This window comes from Smaragdicoccus niigatensis DSM 44881 = NBRC 103563 (assembly GCF_000380645.1).
GTDB lineage: Bacteria > Actinomycetota > Actinomycetes > Mycobacteriales > Mycobacteriaceae > Smaragdicoccus > Smaragdicoccus niigatensis.
Genome location: NZ_AQXZ01000018.1, coordinates 833,485 through 846,977 on the forward strand (window position 1 = coordinate 833,485; position 13,493 = coordinate 846,977).

Consider the following 13,493-nt stretch of genomic DNA (forward strand, 5'->3'; position numbering starts at 1 on the left):
CGAGGTGAGGGATCGGGAATGCGCCAGTTGCTGACCGCGAGTCAATTCTTCGTCATGCGTGCTCCACTGCTGCCGCTGGAAGAATTAGAAGGGCTGCGCACAGATCCGACGTATTGGCGCACGCTGGTGTCGCGGCCCGCGGTCCGTGAAGCGCTGTACCTTGCCTCGCCCGGATTGATGCGGCGCGTGGCGGCGGGCGAGCCCGACGACCGGATGATCGCCTCGGTGACGGCGTATCTGGTCCGGATGTGCACCCGCTCAACGCCGTTCGGACTGTTCGCGGGCTGCTCATTGGGCGTGACGGGAGACGAGACGGCATTGGCGGTCGACGGTCCGGAGGGCACAAACCGACACAGTCGACCAGACACTGAGGTTCTGACGCTGCTCGTCGAGAGGCTGATCGCGGACGCCTCGACGCGACCGCTGATGGAAGTGGAACCCAACTCGAGTCGCTATCACACGGCGGGTGGCTTGCGGCTCATCGAAAGCCGGCTTCGAGACGGACGCCGCACGCACCATCTGGTGGTCGTCGAGGAGGACACGGCCTTGCAATGTGCGCTGGAAGCCGCTGCGGATGGGTGTTTGGTGGAAAAGGTTGTCGACGCGGTCATGCGGCACGCCGAGGTGGATGTCGACGAGGCGCGCGACTACGTCGACGCCCTGATCGACGCCAAGGTACTGACCCCGGTGGCCGAGCCGGCAGTGACGGGACCCGAACCGCTGACGCACGTGCTGGCGTCTCTCCGAGAGAACGGCTTCACGGAAACGACCGAGGCATTGGAGCGGATATCGAACGAGCTCGCTGATCTCGATGCCGCCGGAATCGGCAACCCGATCGAGGTCTACGAAGCCCCGACGGCGACTCTCCTCGAACTGGCGGGTGGTGGCGACGACGCTCGGCTGATCCAGGTGGATCTGCACCGGGCGGGATCTGGTTTGACGCTCGGGCCGGACACCATGCGACGTCTCACGGAAGGCGCGGAGCTGCTCCACCGGGTGTCCCCGAGGCGTGAGGATGCCGCGCTGGCCCGATTCACGACCGAATTCGCAGCTCGCTATGAAAGTCGCGAAGTCCCGCTGATGGAGGCGCTCGACGAGGAGATGGGAGTCGGGTTCGACCGGTCGGCGCATCCCGCGGCCGACGAATCCCCGCTGTTGGCCGGGATCGACCTGGGCGGTGATGCCGCCGAGTCGTCGTTCACCGCGCGTGACTCAGTTCTGCTCGACCTGTTGATCCGCACACTTGCGAGCGACACGGGCCGCCTCGAGCTGGACCCACCGACAGTCGCACGACTCGAGACAGCCGAGAGCTCGTTGCCGCTGCCCGACGCGTTCGCGGTCTTCGCCAATCTGCTCGACGACGCAGTGGAAATCGAGGGCGTCCGGGGCCCGTCCGGCGCTGAGCTTCTGGGACGTTTCTGCCATGGTGATCCGCGGCTGGCCGAGGCGGTGAAAAGCCATCTGCGCGCGGAGGAGACGCTTGCGCCCGGTGTCGTGTTTCCGGAAATCATTCACCTGCCGGAAGGACGCGTCGGCAACGTACTGGCCCGACCCGTCTTGCGTGACTATGAATTGATCCTGCTGGGTCGTTCCGGTGCGCCGGCGGATCACCAGATCAGCGTTGATGAGTTGACGGTCCGCCTCGACGGCGACCGGGTAGTCCTGTTCAGCCCGCGGCTCAACGCCGAAGTCCGGCCACGGCTCACCACTGCGCACAATCCGGCGTGGCGTGGCTTCGGCGTGTATCGGTTCCTCACCGCGCTGCGGAACCAGGGAGTAGCGGCCTGGAGTAGTTGGGATTGGGGTGCGCTGTCGACGTCGCCGACGCTGCCTCGGGTCAGCGCCGGTGACGTCGTGTTCGCCCGGGCCCGCTGGCGACTATCTGCCGAGGAAATCGGCAGCGTGACGGGACCAGAGCCCATGGCCGGATGGTCTGCGCTCGCCCGCAGCCGTGGTGTCCCGCGCGAACTGCTCGTCGTCGACAATGACAACCGCCTCTATGTCGACACGACCAGCGCGTCGCTCACCGCGATGGCGGCCAAGACGTTGCGCGGACGAAAGACAGCAGTTCTCGAGGAGGTTCTTTCCTCACGCGTCGCGGTCGGTCCGCAAGGACATTTCGCACACGAATTGATCGTCCCGTTTGTTCGCCGCCGAGAACCTGCTTCACTCCCCCGGCCAAACGTTCACGTCGAGATCCGTCGGAGCTTCGCCCCCGGCTCCGAGTGGCTGTATCTCAAGATCTACACGGGCACTGCGTCGGCCGACAGAATCCTGACCGACACCATGGGACCTGTGATCGCCCGGCTTCGCGAGTCCGGAGTGATCGATCACTGGTTTTTCCTGCGCTACGCCGACCCCGAGCACCATCTTCGAATCAGATTGCACGGCAACCCTTCTGCACTGCAGAGCGAGGCCCTGCCAGCGTTGACGGACGCTCTCGCGCCGCGGCTCGACGATCGAACGGTGTGGAACGTCGTGGTCGACACGTACCACCGCGAGGTCGAGCGCTACGGCGGCGACGCCGGCATTGCACTGGCTGAGCAGATTCACGGCGTCGACAGCGATGCGGAGGTGCAGGTGCTGGGCATGCTCGAAGGCGACGAAGCGGCGGACGCCCGCTGGAAGCTGTGCCTGTACGCGACCGATCGGTTATTGGCCGACGCTGGGTTCGATCTACCGGCGCGGCGTGAGTGGGCGAGAACCGGTGCCGCCGGATACCGCACGGAATACCCCGAAGCCCCCAACCTGGACCCGAGTATCGGGCAGCGCTGGCGCGTCGAGCGCGCAGACCTCACCCGGCTGCTCGACGACGCAACCCCGCATCCCTACGAAGCGGGTCGCGAAGTCTTCCGTCAGCGATCTGCGCGGCTTGCGCCGTTGCTTGCCGAGCTGTCCGAGCGCGCCCGGAGCGGGTTGTTGACGGCGCCATTCCAGGACATCGTGCGCAGCTTCAGCCACCTCAACGCGATTCGCCTACTGCGGTCGGCCGCGCGCACCCACGAGCTGGTTCTCCTGAACTTCCTCGATCGCCACTACGGCAGTCTGATCGCCCGAACGCGAGTCTCACCATGACTTGGCGTGGCTTGCTGCGCGGTGAGGAACGGCAACGAGCGGTTGGAGTCGCCGCCGATATCGGTGCGCGGTTACGAGCGCTGAATATGAATGAGCTGAATCCGGGGCTCTGCGAAGGATCAGCCGGGATCGCACTTGCGCTCATGTATTTGGACCGAGTTAGTGGCGGTGATGGTTCGGACGCTGACGAGTTTCTGGGCGCGGCCTACGAATCCGTCAGCGCGAATCCTGGTTCCGTAGGAGCCGGCCTCGCGAACGGGATATCCGGAATCGGCTGGGTCGGAGCGCATTTCGACCGGTTGGCGGGGACCCCGGCGGAATCCGGCGGCGACATGGATCATCTCCTGCTCCCCGTGCTCGAAGAAGGTGCGTGGCCCGGACCGTGGGAACTGTTCTATGGCTTGATCGGCGTCGGGGCGTATGCGCTGGAAGCGGGCAGTTCGAGCTGCCTTGCTCGGGTGCTCGAACGACTGGCTGAGGTTCCCGATGAAGACGGCGAGTGGGTCACCGACACTGTCCGGCTGTTTGGGCCGGAATCCGGTCGGCCCCCGCGATACCTCGACCTCGGGATGGCGCATGGCGTGCCCGGCGCCCTTGCGTTGTGCAGTGCGGCGGCCGGTCTTGGAAGTGCCCGGGGAGCCCTGCTGGCTGAATCGGCGGCAAAGTGCCTGCTCGCTCACGAGTTTCCGCCTGACCCGTTGAGTCGCTACCCGGCGGTGGTCGAACCGGGCGAGACTCCGAGGCCGACCCATCTGGCGTGGTGCTACGGGGACGCGAGCGTGGCGGTAGCACTTGCCGCCGGAGGGGCAGTGCTGTCGGAAGCCGCCACTCGTGCCGCGAAGGCAGCAGCGGCCCGGACGTTCGAACAGTCGGGAGTCGTTGATCTGGGCCTGTGCCACGGAACCGCAGGGGTCGCACAAACGATGGGCCGTCTGGCCTGCCTCGACGAGTCCGTCGCACCCGCTGCGCGAGCCTGGGCGGTCCGATTGTTGGGTGAAGCCGAGGCGGGAAAGTTGCCCGGGGAGCCGGGATTCCTCACCGGCCAGGCGGGTGTCGCTCTTGCCCTCCTCGCCGCCGCCGCGGACGAGGACCCCGGCTGGGATCGGTGCTTGTTGCTGTCGTCTGGTTAAAGGGTTTCGACAAGAAACCGCCGCCCACAACCTTCAGCGGTGGTCATGGACGGCGGTAGTCGGAGACGGTGTCACTCTTACCAAGAAGACGACGACCGAGGACACGCGTAGGTTGCGCACCTGTCCGAAGTCGCACAGCCGGAGCCGTGGTCCGAGAATGCCCGGCCACCGTGCGCGGTCTTCAGCTCGTCAGCCGTCAGGGTGCGGATGCTGCTGCGACGCAGGGCCAGTTTGGTGTCTTTGTTGGTGTTCATGAGTGTCTCCTTGTGGGGGCCAAGTCGACGCTGCCAATCGTCGGAAGCGCCTACACGCAATGGTGTGGCGTGGCGGAACCCCCTGCCAGGGACCCTGGGGTTAGGTCTTGCCCACCCTGCGGGGGCTGCATGCCAACGCCGCGGCAGCAAGCTCCGAACGCGCTACATTCGAGTTCTATGGTTACGCCTGCTGCGTCATTAGCTCTCTGGACCGCCGAGTGGCGGTCCGGTCGCTGTGCGCCCGATGACGTCGTCGATGCGATGCGGGCCTGGACGCCCCGACACACGATCCTGGCCGGTCATCGCAACGCGACGACCGAGTTCGGCCTGCCGATGGTCGACACCATCGACCCCGCTCTCCCCATGCTGCTCAAGATTCTGCGCGCGGGTAAGCCGGTCCGGTACGTGCGTCCCGTTCCCGGCGATCCGCGCGGACTTCCGCCGGGTGGTGATTTCGCGGTCGCGGCGATGGAAATCGGCGAGGGACTCATCGCCGGCGACGTCGGCACCGTGCCCGTCGTGTCGACTGACTCGATCGCGTGGCGGGTCTACTACGTGGGCGATGTGGCCGTCCCGGATTTCCTGTCCAATGACAGCCTGCTGGACGCCGAAGTCCGCATGGACGAGGCAATTTCAGCGACGACTGTCGCCATGGCGAAGACCATGGCCGCGCGGGACTGGCGCACGACGTCGAATGTGCGCGACCTCGTCCAGTCGGAATTGGCCGAGTCGACCATGCACGACCTACCGCCGTCGATGCCCGTGCGCGCCCAGCGGATTCTGCGCAAGGCCGATCACGTCGCCGCGATCCTGACTGTTGCGCAGAACCACTTCCCCGAACTGTTCGCCGTCCCGATTCAGGATCTGCGGACGCAGGTGAGAGTCGCTCAACTGGTCGCCATTCACACCGCGCTGGCCGGGTCGCCTTAGCCGAGCTGGCTAGCTGCCTTCGAGCACCGACACGACCTTCTTGGCGGTCGCCTTCGCCGACTGCGGGTTCTGGCCGGTCACGAGACGGCCGTCGACGACGACATTGGGGACGAACGGCACGAGGGCCTTCTCGTACAGGGCACCGCGCTTTTTCATCTCTTCCTCGACGTTGTACGGCACGAGCTTGTCGACGCGGGCCACCACTTCCTCGGTCCACGCGAACCCGGTCAGCTTGCGCCCCGCCACGAGCAGGTTTCCATCGGAAAGCTGGGTGTTGAGCAAACCGCAGTAGCCGTGGCACACCGAGGACACGACACCGCCGTTCTCCCAGATTTCGCGCGTGATGCGCTGCAGGCCTTCGCTGTCCGGGAAGTCGTACATGACGGCGTGACCCCCGGTGAAGTAGATCGCGTCGTAGTCCGCCGGATTGATCTCGTCGGGCGACTTGGTGTTCTCGAGCAGCGCCATCCGGGCGGGATCGGCCTCCCATTCCTTCGCCGTCTTGTCGACGTTCGGGAACTTCAGCGATCGCGGCTCGAGCGGGGACAGCCCGCCCTTGGGACTGACGATGTGCTGCTCGTAACCCGCCTTCTCGAAGACGTGCCAGGCGTGCGTCAGCTCCGACAGCCACAGGCCGGTCGGGTGCGATGGGTCGTCGTAGTGGTCGACGTTGGTGACGACGTGCAGGATTCGCTTGGTCATGTTCTCAGGCTTACCCAATTCCCTAGAATCGAGAAGATGGGCACGCTGGTCTTTCTCACGATTCCGGGTTTGGTCTTGCTGCTGATCTCCCTGGCTTTCGTGGAAGTGGGCTTCAATCGACTCAGCGGCAGACGGGTCCTGCCCTGGCAGCGGCACCGATCCGGTTCACCCGTCTCGGCTGCGGGCTTCGAGCAGATCACCGCATTCTTCCAAGGCAGCAAGAACATTGAGTTCGAGCAACGGCTGACCACACTCATGCACCGAGACGACGCGGAAACCGGAGCACCGCCCAGAGACGAGGTCGACCTTCGAACCGGAGCAGCCCGGCTCGTCGACCGGACCTCGTTCTAATTCTGAGTCGCGTCGATGACCTCGCCAGATCGTTCGTCGTAGCACCCGCGGGCGACATCAGCGACCACACGTGCGGTGTCGCTCCCTGAGTTCCATTCGGTGACGTTGTCCCACACCGGCATTGACGTCGTCAGGCCAGTCCGGACCAGCCCGGGAAGCACGTCGACGACGACGACCCCAGTGTTCTGCAGTGCCGGCGCCAGTGACTCCGTGAGCGCGGTGAGCGCTCTTTTCGACACCGCGTATCCGGTGTAGCCGCCGGTCAGCGTGGCGGCCCGAGTTCGGCTGCCGAGATTGACGATGTGACCGCGACCCCGAGCGATCATCGCCGGCAAGACGGCGTGTGCCATGAGCATGGGCCCGCGGAGGTTGGTCTCGACAACGCGCCACGTCACGTCCGGGTCGGTCAGCCACAGCGGGGTCGGAGCTTCCTCCACGATCCCCGCACTGTTGACCAGTAGATCAATGGCGCCTAGCTGTTGTTCCGCGTGCATCATCACTCGCTCGATCGCGGCGTGATCGGTGACATCGATCGCGGCCGGCAGACACCGAGTGCCGAACTGCTCAGCGAGTTCGTCGGCGAGTTGGCGGACCTGGGCACCGGTCCGCGAGATGAGCACAAGAGCCATTCCCTCGGCAGCCAGGTTCGCTGCGATCGCACGCCCAATACCCCGACCGGCTCCCGTCACGATGCCGACGCGGCCTCTCAGTGAATCCGTCACGGGCTCAAAAGTACTGCCACACAGTTTGAAAGGTCACTGCGTGGGAATTCTCAGCGTGCGCTCATTCGCTGAGTTTTCGCATCGAGAAGGTGGACGACAATGTCGATAACAACAACCAAGGGAATCACCGTCGCCGGGTGGTGCTTGCTCGGCGCCGTGGCAGTGACCGTCGTGGCCAGCTTGTTGCCGTGGTACTCGATCACGATTTTCGGCCTCACCGCGACGGCCAACGCGTGGAACAGCTTCTGGTGGCTGCCGATCGTCGTGGCCATCGGAGTCGCGGTTGTCTACCTTCTCGGCGCGCTCAATGGAACGCGGCTGCCGCGCATGGCATTGCCGATCGCAGCCCTGATCAGTTTCGTGCTGACTCTGATCATCCTGATCGACATCTTGGTCGAAGGCACCGACGCAGTGCGGCTGGGTGACTCCGGCCCGCTTGGCGGTGGCGACACCCTGGCGTCATCGGGACCGTCGTTCGGACTCTTCCTCGCCCTGATCGCGACCGGCGCAATGACGTATTTCGCCGCGGTGGCCGCACGAGAAGGCGGAGCGAACCTGCCCTTCCGCTTCCGACGCTAGCCTCGCGTTCACGCCTGCACCCACCGCCGACCCCACTCCGGGGTCGGCGGTTTTGTCCGTGCATAAGTGGTCCGAGTCGTTCCGTCAAACGGACGACACGGAATTGTTGTTTCGTGCGGGTTAATCATCCGAAACATTACCGGGCGCCAATTATTACAACGGCAACCACCGCGAAACAATTCGGGAGTGAACTATGAAGTGTCAGCGATGGGTCTGACACATCAGTTCGAGATTCGCAATGAATCCGCCCACCGCCACAGTTCGCGGAATTCATTCCCACAGAGGAGATTACCATGCCTGAATTCGACGACGCCATTTCCGAGAACATCAAGACCTCGCTCGCCGAGATTCCGCACCCCGCACTGCCCAAAGGCAGCAACATCTACGGCGGGACGAAGATCTTCCCGGACTACAAGGCCGAGAACGGCGAATCGTATTTCACCCTCGTTCATGGCATCGCGCACGAATCGTCGGTCAGCTTCGTCGCCGTTCTGCAGGCCACCCGAGCGCTCCGCAAGGGTTTCGAGTCGGCCATGTACTTCTACGGCCCCGGCGCCATCAACTGCCTGGCCACACGCGGTTTTCCGACCACCGGCGACTCGGGCTTCCCGGGCGAGCAGAACATCAACAACGCACTCGAAACGTTCATCAAAGAAGGCGGGACGGTGTTCTGCTGCCGATTCGGCCTGGCGTTGCACGGCGGGCGCGAGGAAGACCTGATCGCGGGTGTCATTCCGGCGCACCCGCTCGACGTCCAGGACGCGCTCATCCACTACGCCCGCAAGGGTGCCATCATCAATTCGACCTACATGGTGTGACCCTGATGACGACATTAGGTGCAGTGTCCGCGAATTTCACCCGCGACCTCGATCAGAACTACGCGGTGATCAGTGAATTCGTGCGCGAAGCCAGGGAACGGAAAGTCGATTTCGTCGCTTTTCCGGAAGCCGCGATCGGGGGTTATCTTTCGTCCTTGGGAAATCATGGCGATTCCCTCAAGACCACAAAGCGATCCCTTCCGCCCGCAATTTCCTTGGACGGGCCGGAATTAAAAAAGGTGCAGAGCCTCGTCGGAGATCTGGTCGTCGCGATCGGCTTCTGCGAACTCGCTGATGACGGCGAAACCCGGTACAACGCCGCTGCCGTCCTCGACGGGGGGCAGATCTACGGCTCCTACCGCAAGGTCCACCAGCCACTTGGGGAGGCGATGTCGTATTCCGCGGGCCACGACTACGGCGTCTTCGACACTCCGGTCGGCCGGGTCGGCCTGCAGATCTGCTACGACAAGGCATTCCCCGAGGCGGCGCGCACCATGGCGCTGCGCGGTGCAGAGATCGTGGCGAGCCTGTCGGCCTGGCCGGCCGCCCGAACCGCGACTGCCGAGGACCTGCAGGCCGACCGGTGGACCTACCGCTTCAACCAGTTCGACATCGCCCGCGCTCTCGACAACCAGATCTTCTGGGTGGCGGCGAACCAGTCCGGAACGTTCGGCTCGCTGCGCTACGTAGGCAACGCGAAAGTCGTCGACCCGGGTGGCAACGTCCTCGCCACCACGCTGCTGGGCAGTGGCATGGCGGTCGCCGACGTCGACATCGACGAGACATTCCGGACCATGCGGGCCGGCATGTTCCACCTCCGCGACCGCCGGCCCGACGTCTATGGCGCCCTCACCCAGACGGACGGACTGTCCACCGCATGGAAGGAGTTGGCTCATGCCTGAAATGACCTTCGACGTCCGCTGGCCGGACGGCACGACCGCGAGTTGCTACTCACCGAGTCTGGTCATGCACGACCATCTGCAGACCGGCGCCACTTATACCGTCTCGGAGTTCGTCGCCCGGTCGACAACGGCATTGGGAGAAGCGGCGGAACGCGTGAAGGCGAAGTTCGGCTTCTACTGCACGTCGGCCGCGGAAACGACCAGTCAGATCACCGCCGCTGCGGCCAACTTTCCGCCGCATGCCGAAGTCACCGTCGTATCGATGCATCCCCCGTTGGTGACGTCATGACCGAGAACAGAATCCCGGTCGCGATCATCGGCGGTGGCCAGGCCGGCCTGTCCGTTTCCTGGTACCTCGGGCGCGCCGGAGTCGAGCACATCGTTTTCGAGGCGAAGACTCCGACCCATGCGTGGGCCTCGACGCGCTGGGACAACTTCACGCTCGTCACGCCCAACTGGCATTGCAAGCTTCCGGGCTACGCCTACGCCGGACCGGACCCCGACGGGTTCATGAAGCGGGACGAGGTAGTCGAATGGCTCGCGGGCTGGCTCGACACCTTCGACCCGCCGATTCAGACCCACACCACAGTCAGCCGGCTGCGGGTTGCCGAGGCGGGCGGATTCGAGCTGACCTACGTTCACAACGGTGTTGACGCAACTGTCGTCGCGGAAGAGGTCGTGATCGCGACCGGCGGATACCCTTTGCCGATCATGCCGCCCTGGGCAGGTTCGCTGGATCCGTCGATCGTCCAGATCCACTCCGAGCTGTACCGCAATCCCGAACAACTCCCCGATGGAGCGGTCCTCGTGGTGGGGACTGGGCAGTCTGGTGCCCAGATCGCGGAGGATCTACATCTCGCTGGTCGCCAAGTGCACCTGGCCTGCGGCGACGCACCACGGGTCGCGCGCTTCTATCGCGGCAAGGACGTGATGACCTGGCTCGCGGAGATGGGTTTGTACGACATTCCGGCGGGTGTCTACCCCGGTGGTAAGGCCGCTCGCGAGAAGACGAACCACTACGTCACTGGCCGCGACGGTGGACGGGACATCGATCTGCGGCAATTCGCGCTCGAGGGCATGAAGTTGTACGGGCTGCTCGTCAACGGCAAGGACTCATCCCTTGACTTCAAGCCGACGCTCACAAGTGCCCTCGACAAGGCCGACTCGGTCTACAACTCGATCTGCTCCGACATCGATGCGTACATCGCGCGGACCGGCGTCAAGGCCGGTGCACCATCGCGCTACGAACCGGTCTGGACACCGGACGAAGACCCGCTGCTGCTCGACCTCGCGGCCGAAGGTGTCACGAGCATCGTGTGGGCGATCGGCTATCGACCCGATTACCGGTGGATCGAGGCGAGCGCGTTCGACGGCGCCGGGCGCCCGCTGCAGAACCGCGGCCTGACCAGCGTTCCCGGACTCAGTTTCGTGGGATTGCCGTGGATGCACACCTGGGGGTCAGGCCGGTTCCTCGGTATCGACCGCGACGCCAAGCACATCGCAGACGCGATCATCGCGCGGTCACTGGCGACTGCGGGGACCTGATGTCCATCTCCACGCGGGTTGACCTGACACTTCTCGGGGTACGCGGCACGCCCCCGGTCAACCGATCCGCAGGTGCCGGACCGAGCGACGACGGGCACGTGGTCCTGGACGGACTGGCGGCCGCGCTCCCCCGCAACCCGCTGAGTCCGTACGTCTATGACGGCGACCGCATCCTCTTCGACGGCAAAGACACTGGCATCGATCTGCGCACCGTCTCGCGACCGCGGTTCTACGACCTGGAGACCGTCGACGGCGTGAGCTACGAGAAGATCGCACGCCTGCACGGCACCAACGTGCTCGCCACGACGGTGGTGCAGACGTGCATCCGCTACGAGGAATCCCAGCGGTGCCGGTTCTGCTCGATCGAGGAGTCCCTGCGCTCGGGCGCCACCATCGCAGTCAAACGGCCCGACCAGCTCGCCGAGGTCGCTGCGGCGGCAGTGCGCCTCGACGGCGTCACCAACATGGTGATGACGACCGGCACGTCCGCCGGCAAGGACCGGGGCGCTCGGCATGTCGCGCGATGTGTCAAGGCGGTCAAAGAGGCGGTTCCGCAACTACCCATCCAAGTGCAGATCGAACCCCCAGCGGACCTGGAGACCATCGCCGAACTCAAGGCGGCCGGCGCGGACTCGATCGGGATCCACGTCGAGTCGCTGGACGACGCCGTCCGTCAGCGCTGGATGCCGGGCAAGTCGACAGTGTCGCTCGACGAGTACCGAGCAGCGTGGCGGGAGGCAGTCCGGGTGTTCGGTCGAAACCAGGTGTCGACGTATCTCCTCGTCGGCCTTGGGGAAGATCCGGATGAGCTCGTCGCCGGGGCCCGGGAGCTCATCGAGATGGGCGTCTACCCCTTCGTGGTTCCGTTCCGGCCGGTCGCGGGAACGTTGGCGGTCGACGTCGACGGAGCGTCCGGACCGGCCCCGGACGTCCTGGAAAAGGTGTCGCGCGAGGTCGCGCGACAGTTGGCTCATGCGTCGATGCAGGGCACGGACCAGAAGGCCGGATGTGCTGCGTGCGGTGCCTGCGGGATTCTTCAAGCGGTCGGAGGTTGAGATGTACGACGGGTTCGAAACCTACGGTGCGATGGCATTGCTGGCGGGAGAGCCGGTACCGGATCGGGCCGGCTTCCTGATCCAGCGCGCGGAGTCGGGTGCAGCGCTCGCCGCCTACCGAAGGCTGCGGCACGAAGAGTTCGTCGAGCGCCAGCAGTTGTTCGCCGGGACCGATCACGACGATGTCGACGACGATGTGCGAACCGTGGTCCTGGTCGCCGTAGGTGCCGACCGAGAGGTGCTGGGCGGGGTGCGACTGTCGCCCATGCAGTCACCGGACATCGGCTGGTGGGTTGGTGGTCGACTGACCGTGAGTGCGCGGGCACGAAACAGCGGCGTCGGACCTGCCCTGATCCGCGCGGCGTGTGCGTACGCAGAGTCCCACGGCGTCCTTCGGTTCGATGCGAACGTTCAATCCCGGCACGCGCACGCCTTTGCTCGCCTCGGTTGGGAAACGTTGGACACGAACATTTTTCGCGGTGTCCGCCACACCCGGATGCAATGGCCGATCGGCCGGATCCGCCGGCTGGCCCACTCCACCAAGGCGATGCTCGCACCCGTTCTCGAGCCCTTCCGGGGAATGCCCGGCGGCCTGGGACCGAGCGAGTTCCGCGGCGATGACGGGGTGCCCGTGCCGGGCAGCCACGGGATGATCGCCGCGTGCGACGCGATCATCCCGTCGATGGTCGAGCGGGACCCGGAATGGGCGGGTTGGTGCTCGGTGCTGGTGAATCTGAATGACCTCGCCGCGATGGGCGCCGCGCCGACCGGACTTCTCGACGCGATCGGCGCGCCGACGACGTCCCACCTCACCCGCATCGTGCGTGGAATCGCGCGCGCGGCGGAGGCGTGGGGTGTGCCGGTTCTCGGCGGTCACACGCAAGTCGGTGTTCCGGCGAGCCTTGCCGTGACAGCTCTCGGTTTCACGAATTCGCCGATTCGTTCCGGCGGCGGCCGGCCGGGAGATCGGCTTCGCCTCACGGCCGACGTCTCGGGCCGGTGGCGTCCCGGCCACAGCGGCAGGCAATGGGATTCGACCAGTCTCCGTAGTACCGAGGACCTCCGGGCGATGAACTCTCTCGTGGCCCGGATGCAACCGGCCGCCGCGAAGGACGTGAGCATGGCCGGAATCGCCGGCACCGCCGGAATGCTCGCCGAAGCCTCGGGGACCGGGGTGGTGCTCGACGTGGCATCCGTACCTCGCCCGGCGGCGGCCGACATGGCGTCCTGGCTCACCTGTTTCCCTGGTTTCGGGATGCTGACCGTCGCCGGTGAGCCGCAACCGCTCCCGGACGGCGTGACCAGCGCAGAGTGCGGTGAACTCGTCCCCGGTGCGGGCGTTCATCTCCGCTGGCCGGACGGACTCGTCACCACGGCCGTGCCCTCGTCGGTGACCGGGCTCGGCGCTGCTCGCGTCAGCTAGGCTCCGC

13 protein-coding genes are annotated in these 13,493 nt (G+C 65.3%); 11 read left to right on the forward strand and 2 right to left on the reverse strand.

Features of this window, described 5'->3' with window-relative positions:
- Positions 1–18: 18 nt before the first annotated feature.
- The 3 genes from F600_RS0120260 to F600_RS29190 all read left to right on the forward strand — a co-directional run bounded on the left by F600_RS0120260 (position 19) and on the right by F600_RS29190 (position 5,389).
- Complete coding sequence (locus F600_RS0120260; RefSeq protein WP_018162479.1) at positions 19–3,075, forward strand: lantibiotic dehydratase; 3,057 nt, start codon at positions 19–21, stop codon at positions 3,073–3,075.
- Positions 3,072–4,205 (forward strand): lanthionine synthetase LanC family protein, encoded by a 1,134-nt coding sequence (locus F600_RS0120265; protein WP_026306763.1) that lies wholly within the window; start codon positions 3,072–3,074, stop codon positions 4,203–4,205. Before F600_RS0120260 ends, F600_RS0120265 begins: the two co-directional genes overlap by 4 nt.
- 431 nt (positions 4,206–4,636) lie before the next feature.
- Positions 4,637–5,389, forward strand: coding sequence for a hypothetical protein (locus F600_RS29190; protein WP_156024698.1), 753 nt, complete (start codon positions 4,637–4,639; stop codon positions 5,387–5,389).
- 9 nt (positions 5,390–5,398) lie between these two features.
- Here the strand turns inward: F600_RS29190 and F600_RS0120275 are convergent, their stop codons facing one another.
- Positions 5,399–6,091, reverse strand: coding sequence for a type 1 glutamine amidotransferase domain-containing protein (locus F600_RS0120275; protein ID WP_018162482.1), 693 nt, complete (start codon positions 6,089–6,091; stop codon positions 5,399–5,401).
- Positions 6,092–6,127: 36 nt separating this feature from the next.
- Here F600_RS0120275 and F600_RS0120280 point away from each other — a divergent pair, with 36 nt between their 5' ends.
- Positions 6,128–6,442, forward strand: coding sequence for a DUF6191 domain-containing protein (locus F600_RS0120280; RefSeq protein ID WP_018162483.1), 315 nt, complete (start codon positions 6,128–6,130; stop codon positions 6,440–6,442).
- Here the strand turns inward: F600_RS0120280 and F600_RS29195 are convergent.
- Positions 6,439–7,164: an SDR family NAD(P)-dependent oxidoreductase gene (locus F600_RS29195; RefSeq protein WP_018162484.1), complete on the reverse strand. Its 726-nt coding sequence runs from the start codon at positions 7,162–7,164 to the stop codon at positions 6,439–6,441. The genes F600_RS0120280 and F600_RS29195 overlap by 4 nt on opposite strands.
- 99 nt (positions 7,165–7,263) lie before the next feature.
- On the opposite strand from F600_RS29195, the gene F600_RS0120290 reads away from it, so the two are divergent.
- From F600_RS0120290 to F600_RS0120320, 7 genes are all read left to right on the forward strand, one after another.
- Positions 7,264–7,743: a hypothetical protein gene (locus tag F600_RS0120290; protein ID WP_018162485.1), complete on the forward strand. Its 480-nt coding sequence runs from the start codon at positions 7,264–7,266 to the stop codon at positions 7,741–7,743.
- A gap of 293 nt (positions 7,744–8,036) precedes the next feature.
- Positions 8,037–8,561: an MSMEG_0572/Sll0783 family nitrogen starvation response protein gene (locus F600_RS0120295; RefSeq protein WP_018162486.1), complete on the forward strand. Its 525-nt coding sequence runs from the start codon at positions 8,037–8,039 to the stop codon at positions 8,559–8,561.
- Between the two features lie 5 nt (positions 8,562–8,566).
- Positions 8,567–9,463, forward strand: coding sequence for a carbon-nitrogen hydrolase family protein (locus tag F600_RS0120300; RefSeq protein WP_026306764.1), 897 nt, complete (start codon positions 8,567–8,569; stop codon positions 9,461–9,463).
- The gene (locus tag F600_RS0120305) at positions 9,456–9,752 is read left to right on the forward strand and encodes an MSMEG_0570 family nitrogen starvation response protein (RefSeq protein ID WP_026306765.1); all 297 of its coding nucleotides are present in this window, start codon (positions 9,456–9,458) and stop codon (positions 9,750–9,752) included. Before F600_RS0120300 ends, F600_RS0120305 begins: the two co-directional genes overlap by 8 nt.
- The gene (locus tag F600_RS0120310) at positions 9,749–11,008 is read left to right on the forward strand and encodes an MSMEG_0569 family flavin-dependent oxidoreductase (RefSeq protein WP_018162489.1); all 1,260 of its coding nucleotides are present in this window, start codon (positions 9,749–9,751) and stop codon (positions 11,006–11,008) included. Before F600_RS0120305 ends, F600_RS0120310 begins: the two co-directional genes overlap by 4 nt.
- On the forward strand, positions 11,008–12,063 hold the full coding sequence (locus tag F600_RS0120315; RefSeq protein ID WP_018162490.1) for an MSMEG_0568 family radical SAM protein: 1,056 nt from the start codon (positions 11,008–11,010) through the stop codon (positions 12,061–12,063). Before F600_RS0120310 ends, F600_RS0120315 begins: the two co-directional genes overlap by 1 nt.
- A gap of 1 nt (position 12,064) precedes the next feature.
- The gene (locus tag F600_RS0120320; RefSeq protein ID WP_040632174.1) at positions 12,065–13,486 is read left to right on the forward strand and encodes an MSMEG_0567/sll0787 family protein; all 1,422 of its coding nucleotides are present in this window, start codon (positions 12,065–12,067) and stop codon (positions 13,484–13,486) included.
- Positions 13,487–13,493 lie beyond the last annotated feature (7 nt).